The 16323-nt window shown below is 68.1% G+C and carries 12 protein-coding genes; 6 read left to right on the plus strand and 6 right to left on the minus strand.

Annotated features, from left to right (window positions below):
• The first annotated feature begins 7 nt into the window (after nt 1-7).
• Nucleotides 8-2296: an NADP-dependent malic enzyme gene (locus C2U58_RS06555; protein ID WP_102945109.1), complete on the plus strand. Its 2289-nt coding sequence runs from the start codon at nt 8-10 to the stop codon at nt 2294-2296.
• A 491-nt stretch (nt 2297-2787) separates the two neighbouring features.
• Here C2U58_RS06555 and C2U58_RS06560 read toward each other — a convergent pair whose 3' ends face one another.
• Entirely contained in the window at nt 2788-6117 is a 3330-nt protein-coding gene (locus C2U58_RS06560) for a GH92 family glycosyl hydrolase (RefSeq protein ID WP_102945110.1), read from the minus strand.
• 325 nt (nt 6118-6442) lie between these two features.
• Between C2U58_RS06560 and C2U58_RS06565 the strand changes: the two genes are divergently transcribed.
• The 3 genes from C2U58_RS06565 (at nt 6443) to C2U58_RS06575 (ending at nt 9114) form a co-directional block, all read left to right on the plus strand.
• On the plus strand, nt 6443-6640 hold the full coding sequence (locus C2U58_RS06565; RefSeq protein ID WP_070209583.1) for a zinc-finger domain-containing protein: 198 nt from the start codon (nt 6443-6445) through the stop codon (nt 6638-6640).
• Between the two features lie 16 nt (nt 6641-6656).
• A complete protein-coding gene (locus C2U58_RS06570; protein ID WP_102945111.1) occupies nt 6657-7769 on the plus strand; it encodes a glycosyltransferase in 1113 nt (370 codons plus the stop codon).
• A 76-nt stretch (nt 7770-7845) separates the two neighbouring features.
• On the plus strand, nt 7846-9114 hold the full coding sequence (locus C2U58_RS06575) for an O-antigen ligase family protein (RefSeq protein WP_102945443.1): 1269 nt from the start codon (nt 7846-7848) through the stop codon (nt 9112-9114).
• 66 nt (nt 9115-9180) lie between these two features.
• Here C2U58_RS06575 and C2U58_RS06580 read toward each other — a convergent pair whose 3' ends face one another.
• Both C2U58_RS06580 and C2U58_RS06585 read right to left on the minus strand, forming a co-directional pair.
• Nucleotides 9181-9612, minus strand: coding sequence for a transposase (locus C2U58_RS06580; protein WP_102945112.1), 432 nt, complete (start codon nt 9610-9612; stop codon nt 9181-9183).
• Nucleotides 9613-9816: 204 nt separating this feature from the next.
• Nucleotides 9817-10737: an LpxL/LpxP family Kdo(2)-lipid IV(A) lauroyl/palmitoleoyl acyltransferase gene (locus C2U58_RS06585; RefSeq protein WP_102945113.1), complete on the minus strand. Its 921-nt coding sequence runs from the start codon at nt 10735-10737 to the stop codon at nt 9817-9819.
• A 67-nt stretch (nt 10738-10804) separates the two neighbouring features.
• Here C2U58_RS06585 and waaA point away from each other — a divergent pair, with 67 nt between their 5' ends.
• Complete coding sequence (gene waaA / locus C2U58_RS06590) at nt 10805-12103, plus strand: lipid IV(A) 3-deoxy-D-manno-octulosonic acid transferase (protein WP_102945114.1); 1299 nt, start codon at nt 10805-10807, stop codon at nt 12101-12103.
• 126 nt (nt 12104-12229) lie between these two features.
• On the opposite strand, the gene C2U58_RS06595 is transcribed toward waaA, so the two are convergent.
• The 3 genes from C2U58_RS06595 to C2U58_RS06605 form a co-directional block, all read right to left on the minus strand.
• The gene (locus tag C2U58_RS06595; RefSeq protein WP_102945115.1) at nt 12230-13594 is read right to left on the minus strand and encodes a TolC family outer membrane protein; all 1365 of its coding nucleotides are present in this window, start codon (nt 13592-13594) and stop codon (nt 12230-12232) included.
• 16 nt (nt 13595-13610) lie between these two features.
• Nucleotides 13611-14258: a protein-L-isoaspartate O-methyltransferase gene (locus C2U58_RS06600; protein WP_102945116.1), complete on the minus strand. Its 648-nt coding sequence runs from the start codon at nt 14256-14258 to the stop codon at nt 13611-13613.
• Nucleotides 14259-14393: 135 nt separating this feature from the next.
• Entirely contained in the window at nt 14394-15065 is a 672-nt protein-coding gene (locus C2U58_RS06605; protein WP_102945117.1) for a TetR/AcrR family transcriptional regulator, read from the minus strand.
• Nucleotides 15066-15190: 125 nt separating this feature from the next.
• Here C2U58_RS06605 and C2U58_RS06610 point away from each other — a divergent pair, with 125 nt between their 5' ends.
• The gene (locus C2U58_RS06610) at nt 15191-16321 is read left to right on the plus strand and encodes an efflux RND transporter periplasmic adaptor subunit (RefSeq protein ID WP_102945118.1); all 1131 of its coding nucleotides are present in this window, start codon (nt 15191-15193) and stop codon (nt 16319-16321) included.
• Nucleotides 16322-16323 lie beyond the last annotated feature (2 nt).

Here is a 16323-nt window from a genome sequence, read left to right on the forward strand (position 1 = left end):
GAAAGCGATGTCCAACGAAGATTTCAAACAGGCCGCCCTCGACTATCACCGCATGTCGCCGCCGGGCAAGATCAAGGTCACGGCGACCAAGCCGATGCTGACCCAGCGCGACCTGTCGTTGGCCTATTCGCCGGGCGTGGCACACGCCTGTGAAGCGATCATGGCCGACCCGCAGCAGGCCAGCGAGCTCACCGCGCGCGGCAACCTGGTGGCGGTGATCTCCAACGGTACTGCCGTGCTGGGCCTGGGCAACATCGGCCCGCTCGCCGGCAAGCCGGTGATGGAAGGCAAGGGCGTGCTGTTCCAGAAGTTCGCCGGCATCGATGTGTTCGACATCGAAATCAATGAAAACGACCCGGACAAGCTGGTCGACATCATTGCCTCGCTGGAGCCGACCTTCGGCGGCATCAACCTGGAAGACATCAAGGCGCCGGAGTGCTTCGTGGTGGAGCGCAAGCTGCGCGAGCGCATGAACATTCCGGTGTTCCATGACGACCAGCACGGCACCGCGATCATCGTGGGTGCAGCGGTGCTGAACGCCATGGTGGTCACCGGCAAGAAGATCGAGGAAGTGAAGCTGGCCACCACCGGCATGGGCGCGGCGGGCGTGTCGTGCGTGAACATGCTGGTTTCGCTGGGCCTGAAGCCGGAGAACATCCTGGCCTTCGACCGCGAGGGCGTGATCCACACCGGCCGTGCCGACCTGGATCCGGAAAAGAAACGTTACGCGCGCGACACCGACAAGCGCACGCTGGCCGAGATCGTCGACGGCGCGGATATCTTCCTGGGCCTGTCGGCCCCGGGCATCCTCACCGCGGACATGGTCAAGACCATGGCCAAGGACCCGGTGATCTTCGCGCTGGCCAACCCGACCCCGGAAATCATGCCGGAAGTGGCGCGCAGCGTGCGCCCGGACGCGCTGATCGGCACCGGTCGTTCGGACTACCCGAACCAGATCAACAACGTGCTGTGCTTCCCGTACCTGTTCCGCGGTGCGCTGGACGTCGGGGCCACCGCGATCAACGAAGAAATGAAGATCGCCTGCGTGCATGCGATCGCCGCGATGGCACGCCGCGAAGCCAGCGACCTGGGTTCGGCCTATGGCGATGAAACCCCGAGCTTCGGCCGCGATTACCTGATTCCGCGCCCGTTCGACCGCCGCCTGCTGGTGGAGCTGTCGGCCGCCGTGGCCCAGGCCGCGATGGATTCGGGCGTGGCGACGCGTCCGGTGGCCGACATGGGCGCCTACCGCGAGAAGCTGGCGCAGTTCGTGTACCGCACCAGCCTGATGATGAAGCCGGTCTACGACCGCGCGCGCGCCGACAAGCAGCGCGTGGTGTATGCCGAAGGCGAAGAGGAAGTGGTGCTGCGCGCAGTCCAGAACGTGGTCGACGAAGGCCTGGCCTTCCCGATCCTGATCGGCCGCCCGGACGTGATCGAGTCGCGCATCGAGCGCATGGGCCTGCGCATGAAGGCAGGCACCGACTTCGATGTGACCAACATCAACGACGATCCGCGCTTCAACGAGTACTGGCAGTACTACCACAACCTCACCGGCCGTCGTGGCGTGACGGTTGCGGCGGCGAAGAACCTGATGCGTTCGCGCCCGACCCTGATCGCGGCGGTGATGGTGGCGCGCGGCGAAGCCGACGCCATGCTGACCGGCGTGGTCGGCCGCTTCCACAAGAAGCTGGGCTATGTGCGCAGCGTGCTGCCGCTGGAATCGAAGGTCACCTCGACCTCGGCGATGACCGGTGTGATCAACCAGCAGGGCGTGTTCTTCTTCGTGGACACCCACGTGCAGGAAGACCCGACCGCCGAGCAGATCTGCGAAGCCACGCTGCAGGCGGCCTACCGCATGAAGCTGTTCGGGATCGAGCCGAAGGTGGCGCTGCTGTCGCACTCCAACTTCGGCAGCCACGATTCCAGGGACGCGCTGAAGATGCGTACCGTGCGCACCCTGCTGCTCAAGCGCAACCCGCGTTTGAACGTGGACGGTGAAATGCAGGGCGACACCGCATGGGACGAAGCGCTGCGCCAGAAGCTGCTGCCGGACAGCACGCTGAAGGGCCGCGCCAACCTGTTCGTGCTGCCCAACCTGGAAGCGGCCAACATCGCCTACAACCTGGTGCGCGTGTTCACCGACGGCGTGGCGATCGGCCCGATCCTGATGGGCGTAGCCAAGCCGGCGCACATCCTCACCACCAGCGCGACCTCGCGCCGCGTGTTGAACATGACCGCGATTGCGGCCGTGGATGCGCAAATCCGCAAGACGCTGGAAGCGGAAAAGGCCTGAGGCCTTTTTCGGTTCCAGCATGGAACGTGCAACGCACGTTCCTGTTTCGCGCAGCGAAACGCGGATCGGGTAGCTACCGACCGCTGGTCGGTAGACCTTGAAGAAGGGATCGGTGCAACGCACCGGTCCCTTTTGCATTTGACCTGCTGCCATGTCCCCGCAGCCGCACCGTAACCCGGATGCAACCTCGCACTGGCCCAATATGCCCACGCGGCCCGGCTTGGCAGTGGTCCCAAGGATCCTGCCACCCCGGGCCCGACCACTTCCTCCCCCTGGAATGGCGCCATGCGCATTCGTCCTGCAAAGCGGTACTTCAAGCAGTTGTTCGCGTTGTACGCCGGGTTGGTAGGCGCGCGGTAACGAAGGGTTTCCTCCCCGCACGGTAGAGCCACGCCCTGCGTGGCTGCATTCCGGTCAGGCCACGGCAAAGCCACGCAGGGCGTGGCTCTACCGGGGTCCATCCATCGTTGGAAAGACCTCCGGTTACCGGATCAAGGCGCCAACAACTCCACCTCAGCCAACTGCGCCCGCCCGGACCCTTCCACCCGCAACCGGTACTCGGCGTACCGGCCCGGCTTGGAAATCCGGAACGGCCGGGTCTGCTGCGACCACTCGAAGGTCTCACCCGTACGCTGATCCAGGGTGGTCCATGCGCCACCGGCCGTGCGCGCCTCCAGCGTCCACTTCGCCCCACGAATCGGCGAATTGCCACTGGTCAGCGTGTACATCGTCGGCGCACCCTCGGCCACGCCGGTGAACACCACGGTCCCTGCGCCGCCAAACGGCACCACCGTACCCGCGTCATCATCAATCAGCGCCGCCAGCTCGCGGCCATTCTCCGCCGTCGCCCGCGCGCCCTTGCCCAGCAGGTCATGCAGGATCGCCGGGCGCTCACCGCGCGCGGTCAACGAACGCGGCGCGTCATCCGGCCCGGTGCCCCAAGTGGACGGCGCCGGCCCCATTTCAAAGTCCAGCGTCGCGCCCTTTGCGATCACATCGTGCGGCACCCAGGTCTTGGTCCACGGCTTGCCGTTGAGCTTCAACGACTGCACGTAGATGTTGCGGTCGGAGTTGTTCGGCGCATTCACGGTCAGCACCGCGCCGCCCTGCAGCTCCACCTTGGCGTGCTTGAACGCCGGCGAGCCGATCGCATACTCCGGCGACCCCATGCGCAGCGGGTACAGGCCCAGCGAGGCCAGCACGTACCAGGCCGAGGTCTCGCCATTGTCTTCATCGCCCGGATACCCCTGGCCGATCTCGCTGCCCACATACAGGCGCGACAGGATCTCGCGCACATGCTGCTGGGTCTTCCACGGCTGCCCCGCGTACAGGTACATCCACGGAATGTGGTGCGAGGGCTGGTTGCTGTGCGCGTACATGCCCATGCGCACGTCGCGCGCTTCGGTCATTTCATGGATGGTGCCGCCGTAGGAACCGGAGAAGGCCGGGTCGGCGGTTTCCGGCGTGCTGAAGAACGTATCCAGCTTCTCGGCCAGCTTGGCGCGGCCACCGTACAGGCCGGCCAGGCCTTCGCCGTCGTGCGCGGCGGTGAAGGCAAACGTCCAGCCGTTGGATTCGGTGTAGTCGTGGCCCCATACGCGCGGGTCGTACTTCTTCGCGTCCACGCGCCAGCTGCCGTCGTCGTTGCGGCCCTGGAAGAAGCCAGCGGCGGGGTCGAACACGGTGCTGTACACGCCGGCGCGCGCGCGGAAGTACGCGGCTTCGGTGGCGTAACGCTCACGCGCGGCCGCACTGTTGGCACGCTTGGCCAGCGCCTCGGCCATGTTGGCGATGCCGAAGTCGTTGAGCGCGCCTTCCATCGTCCACGACATGCCTTCGTGCACGTCGGCACTGGCGTAGCCGCGGAAGGTGGAGCGGTCCATCCCCTTGCGGCCGACATGGCGGTCCGGCGGCACCACCGTCGCGTTCTTCAGCGCCGCCTGGTAGGCCTCGTCCGGGTCGAACCCCGTGATGCCCTTGAGGTAGGCATCGGCGAAAGCCACGTCGGAGCTGGTGCCCACCATCAGGTCGGCGTAGCCCGGCGAGGACCAGCGTGCTACCCAGCCACCGGCGCGGTACTGCTCCAGGAAGCCCTGCACCAGCGCACCGGCATCGTCCGGGGTGAACAGCGCATAGGCCGGCCAGGTGGTGCGGAAGGTGTCCCAGAAGCCGTTGTTGACGTACACCTTGCCGTCGCGGATCGGCGCGAAGCTGCGCGCGGCGCTGCCGTCGGTGTTGTTGTCCTCGGCGCTGGCCTGGCTGGCGTAACGCCAGTCCGGTGCCGCCGCCGTGCCGGCGTTCTCGAAGCCCGAGTTGGGATACAGGTACAGCCGGTACAGGCTGGAATACAGCGTGGTCTTCTGGTCGTCGCTGGCCTGGCCGATGTCGAAGCGGGCCAGGCGCTGGTCCCAGGCGTCCTGCGCACGCGCGGCGACGCTGTCCAGAGTGTCGGCGCTGGACAGCTCCAGGGCCAGGTTGTGGCGGGCCTGTTCCACCGAAATGAGCGAGGTGGCGATGCGCATGTTCACGCGGCGGTCGCTGCCGACATCGAACTTGATGTACCCCGTCGGGCGGCCGGTGTCGATGCGGCCGCTGCTGCGCCAGGGCCTGTCGAAGCTGGCCACCACGTACATGCGGGTGGCGCCGTTGGAGAGGCCGCTGCGCACGTCGGTATAGCCGGACAGGGTCTGCGTGGCCGCGTCCAGGGTCAGCCCGCCGCGTGCGTCCACGTTGTCGAACAGCAGGTTGGCGTCGCCCTCCTTCGGGAAGTCGAACTGGAACAGCGCGGCATGGTCGGTCGGCGCGATGGCGGCGGCGATGCCGTTGTCGAAGCGCACCGCATAGCGGTACGGGCGCGCGCTTTCGTTGTCGCGGTCGAAGGCGAGGGCGCGCTTGGCGCGGTCGGCTTCGGGCACGCCACGGCTGGCCGAGGGCATCACCTGGAAGGTCTGGCGGTCGCCCATCCACGGGCTGGGCTGGTGGCTCAGGGCCAGCGCCTGCAGCTGCGGGCGGTTGTCGGCGTTGTTCTGCTCGTTCCAGCGGTACAGCCAGTTCAGCGCGCCGGCGTCGGTGACCGGGGTCCAGAAGTTGAAGCCGTGCGGCACCGCCGTGGCGGGGAAGTTGTTGCCGCGCGAGAAGGTGCCGTTGGCCTGGGTACCGCGGGTGGTGAGCACCCAGTCGGAGGGGCGGGCCGGCGCGGTGCGCGGCTGGCTGTCCAGGCGCACGTCGTCGATCCAGCCCGACACCGGGGCGTTCGCGGCGCTGGCCAGGGCCAACTCCACGCCGACCACGCGGCGGCCGCGCAGCGCGGGCACGTCGCCCAGGCGCACCGACTTGTGCGCCCACTGCTGCGGGTACAGCGTCTTGGAGTCGCCCTGTGCCTTGGCGCCGAGCGCGATGCCGTGCAGGTCGCGCGCGTCGCTGGCCGACACGCGGCTGCCGTCGTCCAGCACCAGGTCGAGCGAGACGTAGGTGGAGGCCATGGTGTCGTCGCCGACGATCTCCGGGAGCACCAGCCAGGACAGGGTGGTGTCGGCGTCGACGGTCACATCGGTGGCGAACAGCTTCGTGCTGGCGGTGCCGCCGGCGCTGGCGTAGTGCAGGGCATGCAGGCCGCTGTAGCCCACCCCCGGCTTGGCCGCGTACGGCGCCTTCGGGCCCGCGCCGATTTTCACCTGCACGCCGTTGGTGCTGGCCTGCGGGGCCGGTTCACCCGGCTCGAACGAGGTCTGCAGGCCCTGCGCGAAGGCGGGCGAGCAGGCCAGGGCAAGCGCGAGCGGAAGCAGGGCGCGGCGGGCAGGGCGGGGGTGCGGCAGGGTCATGCAGGGATCTCCCGGGTGGGACAGGCGGCAGGGCAAGCCCGCATCGGCGACCTCGGCAGACAGCAGCGCGCCGGCCGCCCGGGAAGGGCAGTCGAAGCGATGCAGGTCCGGCGGGGGACGGGCCATGCGATCGGGTGTTTGATCGGAACGCGTCCGATCCTGCAACACCCGGAGCGGCTCCGCAAGTGAAATTAGTTCGATCTAAACCCCGAAAAATCGCATGTCCGGGTTTCCGGGCGGCTGCGCGGCGCCGGACCGGCGGCATCGCGCGGTGGCCCCCGGGTGCTAGAATCGTGGCCCTCGCAATCCCTTTCGTGTCCACGCCATGAGCCATACCGCCACCGCGCCCGCCAATGCTGAAAAGCGTTACACCGTGCACCGCAGCGACCTGCCGCTGAGCTGCCCGACGCCGGAGATGGCGCTGTGGAACTCGCACCCGCGCGTGTACCTGCCGATCGAAGACGAGGCCAACGGCGAAGCCGCGTGCCCGTACTGCGGTTCGGTGTTCGTGCTGGCCGACTGAGCAGGCACCACTGGACATGCGCCGATTGACCGTGGTGCAGCTGCTGCCGGCGCTGCACTCCGGCGGGGTCGAGCGCTCAACGCTGGAAATTGCCGCCGCGCTGGTCGCGGCCGGGCACCGTGCGATCGTGGTGTCGGCCGGTGGCCGGCTGGTGGAACCGCTGCTGGCCAGCGGCGCCGAACACCTCACTCTGGACATCGGCCGCAAGTCGATGTGGACGCTGCGCCACGTGCGCACGCTGCGCAATCTGCTGGCTGAAACGGGTGCGGACATCGTGCATGCCCGCTCGCGGCTGCCGGCCTGGCTGGGGCTGTATGCGGTGCGCAACCTGCCCGCCGCCACGCGCCCGCACTGGGTCACCACCGTGCACGGGCTGAATTCGCCCAGCCGCTACAGCGCGGTGATGACCAGTGGCGAACGGGTGATCTGCGTCTCCAACACCGTGCGCGAGTTCGTGCGCACCCATTACCCGAGCGTGCCGGCCGAGCGCCTGCAGGTGATTCCGCGTGGCGTGGACGTGGCCCAGTTCCCGCGCGTGGGCCGGCAGGACCGGCGCCCACGGCTGGCGGTGGACGCGCAGCATCCGGCCCTGGCCGGTGATGCGCCGCTGCTGTTGCTGCCCGGACGTGGCACCCGGCTCAAGGGGCATGGCCACGGGCTGACGCTGCTGGCCGGGCTGCATGCCGCCGGGGTGCCGGCGAAGCTGTGGATGCCGGGTACCCGTGAGCCGGGACGCGAACGCTACGTGGACGAGCTTGAGGCGCAGGCGCGCAGCCTGGGCGTCGCAGACGCGGTGCTGATGACGCCACCCACCTCGCGCATCGCAGAAGCGTATGCAGCCAGCGACCTGGTGCTGCAGCTGTCCGACAAACCGGAGGCCTTCGGCCGCACCGTGGTCGAATCGCTGTCGGTGGGCCGACCTGTACTGGGCTGGAACCACGGCGGCGTGGGCGAGCTCCTGCAACATCTCCAGCCGTCGGGCGCGGTACCCTTGGGCGACGCCGACGCTCTGCTGGCGCGCGCGCTGCAGTTGCTGGCGCAGCCGCCGGCGCTGCCTTCGCGTATTCCGTTCACCCTGCAGGCGATGCAACGTGACACGCTCCAGCTCTATACCTCCCTCGCTGGCTGAGCCGCTGAAGGCGCCGGGTTCGCCGGGCTTCCGCGCGGGCCGCTGGGCGCCGTGGTGGGTGATCGCCTTCGTGGCGATGCTGCCGCTGCCCGGCATTGCCGAAACCGTGCTGGGGCTGGGGGCGATCTATGCCGCAGCGCGCATGGTGCAGCTGCGCCTGCAGGGCAAGCAGCGCATGCTCAGCAGCCCGGCGTGGGCGCTGACCAGCATCCTGTTCCTGGGCTACTGGCTGCCGCAGGCATTTTCCGCCTTCGACGCGATCGACCCCGGCACGGCGTGGCGCAAGACGGCGGCCGGGCTGCGCTACCTGCCTTTCATGTGGCTGGTGGCGATTGCGGTGGGCACGCCGGACCGGCGCGCGCTGACCTTGAAGGGCATTGCGGTCATCACCGGCATCTGGACGCTGGACGGCCTGGCGCAGGCGGCGTTCGGCACCAGCCCGCTGTTCTGGTCGATGGACCAGGTGAAATGGGCGATCAGTGGCCACGGCCTGTGCCCGCCGGCGGAAATGGCGGCGGCGGATCGATTGAGTGGCGTGCTGGGCCCGTGCAACCTGAAGTTCGGCCAGGTGCTGGCGAGCCTGTCGCCGTTCCTGTTGTTTGCCGCTGCCGCGCGGTTCGGGCGCTGGGGCTGGATGGTGTCCGCTGCGGCGCTGGGCGTGGTGCTGGTACTGGCGGGTTCGCGCGCGGCGTGGCTCACCTATGCACTGGTGCTGGTGTTCTCTGGCTGGCGCCTGCTTGGCGCACGCACGCTGCTGGCCTGCGTGGCGGTGGGGCTGGTGGTGGCGATCGGGCTGGGCGTGGGTTCCTCGCAGGTCCGAGAGCGCCTGGAGCGCACCGCGATGGCGTGGGAAGGCGAGAGCGACGGCGTCAACCAGGCGTTGTCCGGACGCGCACAGATCTGGGCGGCGGCGGGCTGCATGATCGAACAGCATCCCATCAACGGCGTAGGCGCCCGCGGTTTCCGCGACGCGTACCCGGAGTGCAATCCGCGCCCGGAAGCGCAGGAAGTATGGGGGGACGGTCCGGCACTGCACGCGCACCAGATCCTGCTGGAAATCCTGGCTGAAACCGGCGTGCTGGGCCTGCTGCTGTGGCTGGCCGCAGCGGCACAGGCATGGCGCGCCTGGCGTTTCGCACCGAAGGCCGCGCGGGAACGCGCGCGCCCGGCGATGCTCGCATTGGCGGTCACCGTGTTCCCGCTCAACACCCACCTGGCGTTCTATTCCACCTTCTGGGGTGGTCTGACATTGTTGCTGGCCGCCCTGTACGCAGGCAGCCTTCTTGCCAGCGAAGCCCCAACGCAGGGTGATCCCGCGCAAACGGTACCCCGCGGTGCGCACTGACGCGTAGCGACACGCCATGCGTGTCCCATGGACGGTCGGCACCGCGCGGACACGCATGGCGTGTCCCTACAGGCCTCTGCACCAGGCGTAGGGGTATTCGCCTGCCTGTTCTGCCAGCCCCGCGCGCAGGGGATTGGCCACGATGTAACGTGCGGCCTCGATCAACGACTCTTCACGCCGCAGCGCATGGTCGTGATACCCCTTTTGCCACACCCGATCGCCACCGATCAGCCGACTGCTGCGCGATTTGAAGATGTTCATGCAGGTGGCGAGGGTTCCCGATTTCAGCTCCATCAACCAGTGGACGTGGTCGGGCATCACCACCCAGGCGTGTGTGCGGCTGCGGCCGCTGCGTTCGATGTGGCGCAGGGCATCGATCACGGCATGGGCGTTGCCGGGAACCTCGAACAGAGGTTGCCGACCGCGGGTGACGGTGGTGAGGATGTAGATGGCCCCCACGGCCGAGAACCGCCCGCGTTGGAGGCGTGAACTGGACATGCGGAAAGGTTGCCGCGGCGGCGGCAGCGAACATATCGGCAAGGGACGCAATTCCGCGTAGGGACACGCCACGCGTGTCTGCGCGGGGTGGCTGGCGGTGCGTGGGACACGCATGGCGTGTCGCTACGGGCGGTGCATGCGGGTAGTGACACGCCATGCGTGTCAACGCGGGTCCCGGCAACGCGCGACGCCTACGCCCAATCGTTACTTGTAATAGTCGCTCCGCCCACCCGGCTGCCGCTTGAACCGCCGGTGGATCCACAGATACTGGTCCGGGGCCTCGCGGACCATCGCTTCGATCGCCTGGTTGACCCGCGCAGTATCCGCTTCGACGTCCTCACTGGGGAAGTTCTCCAGCGGCGCACCGATCTTCAGGAAATACTTCCCACCTTCGCGGCGATGGAAGTACGGAATCACCGCACACCCGGTCATCCGCGCCAACTGGTGCGTCGCCGTAATTGTCGAGGCGGTATGCCCGAAGAACGGCACGAACACCGTGTCCTTGCCGCGCATGTCCTGGTCCGGCGCGTACCACAGGAAGCCGCCCTTCTTCAGATGCCGCACCGTGGCGCGGATGTCTTCATTGGCATACATCGCCTTGGCGTAACGCAGCCGGCCGAACTTCACCGCCCACTCGTACACCGGATTGCGGTGCTTGCGGTACATGCCCGACAGGTCCACGTGGTCGCACAGCAGCCGTCCGCACATCTCCAGGGTCATGAAGTGGCCCGAGACCAGCAGCACGCCACGGCCTTCGGCCTGCATGCGCTTGAGGTGCTCCAGTCCTTCCACCTCGACCTTGGGGCGGATGCTGTCGATACTGCCCCACCAGGCCCGCGCGAATTCGAAGATGCCCACGCCCAGTGCGTCGAAGCTGTCGCGTAGCAGGCGCTGGCGCCAGGCGTCGTCCTTTTCGGGGAAGCACAGCTTGAGGTTCACCTCGGCCGCGCGACGGCGGCTGCTGGCCACGTGGTAGGCCACGGTGCCCACGCCACGGCCCAGCGCGCGCTGCAGGCCCCAGGGCAGCCGGGCGATCACGAAGGCGGCCAGGATGAAGGCGAAGGTCGGCCAGTGCCGGGGATTGCGCAGGGACGGCCGGGTGGCGGTGGAAGCGTTATCGGACATGCCCCGATTCTAAGTCATGCGGCGGCCGCGCATGTCTTTCCCGGTGCCGCTCCCGTATCCTCCGTACATGCGTAAAAGCCCTGTCGAATGGATCCTGCGCGGCCTGTACTCGGTCGTGCTGTACCTGCTGTTGCCGATCACCGTGTACCACCTGGTCTGGCGGGGTTTCCGGGTGCGCGAGTACTTCCAGCGCTGGGACGAGCGCTACGCGTCCTACCCGCATTCCAGCGCCCAGCCCCGAGTCTGGCTGCACGCGGTGTCGGTGGGCGAGGTGAACGCGGCCGCGCCGCTGGTCAACGCGCTGCGCCAGCTGCGCCCGGACATCCGTTGGGTGATCACCACCATCACCCCGACCGGCTCTGAACGGGTGCGTTCGCTGTGGGGCGATGCGGTCGACCACGTGTACCTGCCCTACGACGTGCCCGGCAGCGTCGGCCGCTTCCTGGGCCACTTCAAGCCCAGCCTGGCGCTGATCCTGGAAACCGAGCTGTGGCCGAACCTGCTGTTTGGTTGCCGCGACCGTGGCATTCCGGTGTACATCCTCAACGCGCGGCTGTCGGCCCGCTCGCTGCGCGGCTACCGCCTGCTGCGACCGCTGATCGGACGCACCCTGCGCACCGTGACCTGCGTGGCCGCGCAGTCGGCCGACGATGCCGAACGCTTCATCCAACTGGGTGCGCTGCCCGAGCAGGTGCAGCCGCTGGGCAACCTGAAGTTCGACATCGCCACCCCGAACGTGCGCGAGTTCACCGCCCACTTCCACGCGGCCGTGCCGGGCACACGCCCGGTGTGGATCGCCGCCAGCACCCATGAGGGCGAGGAGCAGGCCACCATCGACCTGCACCGGCGCCTGCGCGCGGAAATTCCCGGCCTGCTGCTGCTGTGGGCGCCGCGCCATCCCGAGCGGTTCCCCCGGGTCGAAGCGCTGGCGCGCGAACAGGGCTGGAAGGTCAGCACGCGCCGCCAGCAGCAGTGGCCGCAGGCCGACAGCGATGTGTTCGTGATCGACACGCTGGGCGAGTTGATGGCGTTCTACGGCTGCGCGCAGGTCGCCTTCGTCGGTGGCAGCCTGCAGCCGATCGGCGGGCACAACCTGCTTGAGCCGGCCGCGATGGGCACCGCCACGGTGACCGGCCCGCACCTGCACAACTTCGCCGAGATTTCCCGGCGCATGCGCGAAGCCGGCGCGGTGCTGATTGAAGAGGATGTGGCTGGCGTGGGTGATGCTCTGCTGGCGCTGTTGCGCGATCCCGAAGCCCGCGAAGACATGGCCAGTGCCGGCTGCGCGCTGGTCAGCAACGGGCGTGGCGCGTTGAAGCGCACGGTGGAATTGATAGCGCCCAAATTGCCGCCGCCGTTGGGGTGACCTCGGCGTAGTGACACGCCATGCGTGTCCGCGCGGTGCCGGCGATCCGTGGGACACGCATGGCGTGTCGCTACGAAAAAGCCACCCTTTCGGGTGGCTTTTTTTGGTTCCTGCGTTACGCCGCGGTCAGTTGTTGACCGTGGTGCTCGGCGTTGCCGCCTGCTGGGTCAGCAGGCGGTTGATGTCCTGCAGTTCGGCGATGTCCAGCACGCCCACTGCCTGGCCCAGCAACAGCCGGTTCTGCAGGAAGGTGTAGCGGGCGTTGGCGTACTCGAGCTGGGCCGCGAACAGGATGCGCTGGTTCTGGATCACGTCCAGCACGGTGCGGGTACCCACTTCCAGGCCCACCTGCGAGGCGTCATACGCGCTCTGTGCCGAAACCACCGCCAGGCGGCGCGCTTCCACTTCGCTGATGCCTGCCTTCAGGGTCTGGTAGGCGTTGCGGGTGTTGCGGTCCAGGGCGCGCTTCTGCTGCTCGTAACCGTCCTGGGCGATGTCGCGCTGGGCCAGGGCCTGGCGCACGCCGGACTGGGTGGCGCCGCCGGAGAAGATCGGCACGCTCAGGGTCAGGCCGATGCTGTTGCTGCGCGCATCCGGGCTGAAGTTCGAACCGCTGCCCACCACGTCGCCCCAGCTGGCCTGGCGGCCGGCGCTGGCACCCAGCGACAGGGTCGGGTAGTGGCCACCGCGTGCGGCCTGGACGCTGGATTCAGCCGCGCTGACCTTCAGCTCCTGCGCCTTCAGCGCCGGGTTCTGTTCGACCGAACGGTTCACCAGCTCGTCGACGGTGGCGTACTTGGCCGGCAGTTCCGGACGGAAGTCGGTCGGCAGGGCGCGCAGGTCGGTGACCGGCTGGCCGGTCAGTTCGGTCAGCGCCTGGTAGGAATCGGCCAGGGTGTTCTGCGCCACGATGGTGTTGGCGCGGGCCTGGTCGTACTGGGCGCGGGCTTCATGCACGTCGGTGATCGGGGCCAGGCCCACTTCCAGGCGCTTGTCGGCGAAGTCGAACTGCTTCTTGGCGGCCGCTTCGTTGGTCTGTGCGGCCGACAGCGATTCGATGCCCACCAGCACGTTGAAGTACGCCGCCGAGGTGCGCACGATCAGGTCGTCGTTGGCCGAATCCAGGGTGAAGTCTGCGGCCTGGCTCAGCTCGCGCTGCGCACGCAGGTTGGAGATCTGGGTCCAGTTGAACAGCGTCTGCGACGCGTTGACGCCGTAGTTGCGGTTCTTGGTGGTGTACGAAGTCGAGCTGATGTCGTGGTTCGGGTTGGTGCGGTTCTGCGTCAGCGACGCCTCGCCGTTGATCTGCGGCAGCAGTGCCGCACGCGCCTGCACGGCGCCTTCCTTGTCGAACAGACGGGTCGATTCTGCTGCAGACAGCTGCGGATCGCCGTTACGCGCCATTTCGTAGACCTGCAGCAGGTCGGCGGCAGAGGCGGTCATGGGCAGCAGTGCGGCGGCCAGCGCAATAGCGAGGGATCGGCGGATCATTGCGGCTTCCTTGGACTCAGAGTTGGAACTGGGGTGCCGGCGCGGCACCGCGCAGGTAGTCGATATCGGTTTCAAACAGGGAATCGATGCTGCCGTCGGCCTTGACCAGGACCGCTTCCATCACCGGCGACTGGCCGCGGATCACGTACAGGCGACCGTTCGGGCGCAGCCACTGGGTGAAGCGGGCCGGGATGGTTTCGACCGCGCCGGTCACGCAGATCGCGTCGAAGCGGCGCTCGGTATCCCAGGTCAGCGCGTCGGCGGTTTCAATGCGGACGTTGGTGCCCAGGCCCTTGGCGTCCAGGTTGGCGCGCGCAGTGGCGGCCAGCTCCGGCTGGATTTCCAGGCTCAGCACTTCGCGGGCCAGCGCGCCCATGCAGGCACTCAGGTAGCCGCTGCCGGTGCCGATTTCCAGCACTTCGTCGCCGGGCTGGAGGTCCAGCGCCTGCAGGGTGCGGCCTTCGATGACCGGCTTCATCATCTTCTGGCCGAAGCCCAGCGGCAGCTCCACGTCGGTGTAGGCGAGCTTGCGGTGCGTTTCGGCGACGAACGCCTCGCGCGGCAACTGTGCCAGTACATCGAGCACACGGATGTCCAGCACGTCCCAGGGACGGATCTGCTGTTCAACCATCAGTTCGCGGGCGTGGGCGTAATCGATCGTCATGAGGTTCTAATCCAGCGCAGTGGGCCGGCCATTTTACCGGTGCCGGGAGCCGGCGGCGCACTGGGAGCATCGCTGCCGTCGCGCCGGGGTCGCAGTGCCGGAAGTCACCGCGACCTCCAGCCATTCATCTTGGTGTCACCGCGCGGGGCGGGTGGCGTAGGCCCTCAGGAAGAAGGTGACGCTTTCCTCCACGTGGGTGGTGGCGTCGCACTCGGCCGGGACCGGTCGCAGCCCGCACATCATATGCGTATGCAGCTCGCCTTTGATCAGGGTGAAGAACTGCTGGGCCGCGGTGTGGAAGTCGGTGATCTCCAGTTCGCCGCGCTCGGTGCGGGCGCGCAGGAACTCGGCCAGGGCATCGCTGGTGCGCTGCGGGCCGGCTTCCCAGAACATCTCGCGGATCCGGTCGTCGGTATCCGGGGCCATCATCACCCGTTGCACGGCTACGGCCGCCGGCGAGGTGATCATGTTGAAGAACGCCCGGCCGATGCCCAGCAGCTGCTCGCGCAGGGCGCCTTCGGCGTCGGTGACGAACAGCGCGTCGGGCAGCATTTCGACGCAGGTGGACTTCACAGCTTCGGTGAAAAGCGTCTCTTTATCGCCGAAATGGCTGTAAACGGTGAGCTTGGACACCCCGGCCTGGGCCGCGATGCTGTCCATGCTGACACCGCCGTACCCCTGTTCGACGAACAATGCCTTGGCCGCGTCCAGGATCGCGGCGCGCTTGCCCAGATCCTTCGGGCGGCCGGGTCCGGCGGCCTTGGCGGCGGGCTTGGACGAGGCGGCGGCAGCAGTGGGATCGGTCATGCAAACAATACTAGACCAATCGGTTCGATATTTATACTATACCGACTGGTTCACTATTATCCGTCGTGGAATAGAGTGTCGCGTTCCGCACGGCTCCCCCGGGTACTTCCAAGGTCCGAGACCTCATGAACAAGTTGCAATGGATGGGCAGTGGCCTGCTGGCGTTGATGCTGGCAGCGTGTGGCAAGCAGGACGCCGAACCGGCCGCACCGATCCCGGTGCTGGTGGTGCAACCGGGTACGGTGAGCGGGCAGGAAGTGGCCGCGTATCCGGGTGAGGTGCATGCCCGCGAGGAAAGCCCGCTGTCGTTCCGGGTCGGGGGCAACCTGATCAAGCGCCATGTCGACGCCGGACAGCGCGTGCGCAAGGGCGACCTGCTGGCCGAACTGGACGCGGCCGACTTCGCCGCCCAGGCCAGTGCGTCGCAGGCGCAGCTGGCCGCCGCCGAGGCCGACCTGGTGCGCGCCCGCGATGACCAGAAGCGCTACGCCACCCTGGCCGAGCAGCAGCTGGTCAGCAGATCCACGCTGGACGCGCAGACCGCCGCATTCAAGGCCGCGCAGGGCCAGGCCAATGCCGCCCGCGCCAACCTGGCGGTGGCCCGCAACCAGACCGGTTACGCGCAGCTGCGCGCGCCGGCCGACGGCGTGATCGCCAGCCGCCAGGCCGAAGCCGGGCAGGTGGTCGGCGCCGGGCAGACGGTATTCACGCTGGCCGCCGACGGCGGTCGTGAGGTGCTGATCGCGCTGCCGGAAAGCACCATCCGCGATTACAAGGTCGGCCAGGAGGTGCAGGTCGAGCTGTGGAACCGTCCAGGCCAGATGCTGCCGGGCACGATCCGCGAGATCGCGCCGGCCGCCGACGCGCAGGCACGTACCTATGCGACCCGGGTCAGCCTGGCGCCGGAAGCACTGGCCGAAGTGGAGCTGGGCCAGAGCGCGCGCGTGTTCGCCGCCGCCGGCCGCAGCGGCACCCTGCAGCTGCCGCTGGGTGCGGTGCTGCGCGGCGCCAACGGCGCGCCCAGCGTGTGGGTGGTGAACCCGACCAACGGGGCGCTGAAATCCACGCCGGTCACGGTAGGCGCTTACGGTCCCGAATCGGTGCCGGTGCTGTCCGGCGTGGCCGCGCAGGACTGGGTGGTCGCCGCCGGCGGGCACCTGCTGCGCGAAGGCCAGGTGGTGACGCCTGTCGACCGGCAGAACCGGCCGGTGCTGAAGCCGGCCGCCGCGCCGGCTGCCGCGGCCAAGGCGCACTGACC

Source organism: Stenotrophomonas sp. VV52 (genome assembly GCF_002893095.1).
Classification (GTDB): Bacteria; Pseudomonadota; Gammaproteobacteria; order Xanthomonadales; family Xanthomonadaceae; genus Stenotrophomonas; species Stenotrophomonas aracearum.

What these genes read in the sequence shown, in the direction of transcription:
- C2U58_RS06570 (WP_102945111.1), top strand. Translation starts at nt 6,657, where the DNA reads ATGCGCCGATTGACCGTGGTGCAGCTGCTGCCGGCGCTGCACTCCGGC.
- C2U58_RS06600 (WP_102945116.1), bottom strand. Translation starts at nt 14,258, where the DNA reads ATGACGATCGATTACGCCCACGCCCGCGAACTGATGGTTGAACAGCAG.
- C2U58_RS06610 (WP_102945118.1), top strand. Translation starts at nt 15,191, where the DNA reads ATGAACAAGTTGCAATGGATGGGCAGTGGCCTGCTGGCGTTGATGCTG.
- C2U58_RS06560 (WP_102945110.1), bottom strand. Translation starts at nt 6,117, where the DNA reads ATGACCCTGCCGCACCCCCGCCCTGCCCGCCGCGCCCTGCTTCCGCTC.
- C2U58_RS06580 (WP_102945112.1), bottom strand. Translation starts at nt 9,612, where the DNA reads ATGTCCAGTTCACGCCTCCAACGCGGGCGGTTCTCGGCCGTGGGGGCC.
- C2U58_RS06575 (WP_102945443.1), top strand. Translation starts at nt 7,846, where the DNA reads ATGCTGCCGCTGCCCGGCATTGCCGAAACCGTGCTGGGGCTGGGGGCG.
- C2U58_RS06595 (WP_102945115.1), bottom strand. Translation starts at nt 13,594, where the DNA reads ATGATCCGCCGATCCCTCGCTATTGCGCTGGCCGCCGCACTGCTGCCC.
- C2U58_RS06605 (WP_102945117.1), bottom strand. Translation starts at nt 15,065, where the DNA reads ATGACCGATCCCACTGCTGCCGCCGCCTCGTCCAAGCCCGCCGCCAAG.
- C2U58_RS06555 (WP_102945109.1), top strand. Translation starts at nt 8, where the DNA reads ATGTCCAACGAAGATTTCAAACAGGCCGCCCTCGACTATCACCGCATG.
- C2U58_RS06585 (WP_102945113.1), bottom strand. Translation starts at nt 10,737, where the DNA reads ATGTCCGATAACGCTTCCACCGCCACCCGGCCGTCCCTGCGCAATCCC.
- waaA (WP_102945114.1), top strand. Translation starts at nt 10,805, where the DNA reads ATGCGTAAAAGCCCTGTCGAATGGATCCTGCGCGGCCTGTACTCGGTC.
- C2U58_RS06565 (WP_070209583.1), top strand. Translation starts at nt 6,443, where the DNA reads ATGAGCCATACCGCCACCGCGCCCGCCAATGCTGAAAAGCGTTACACC.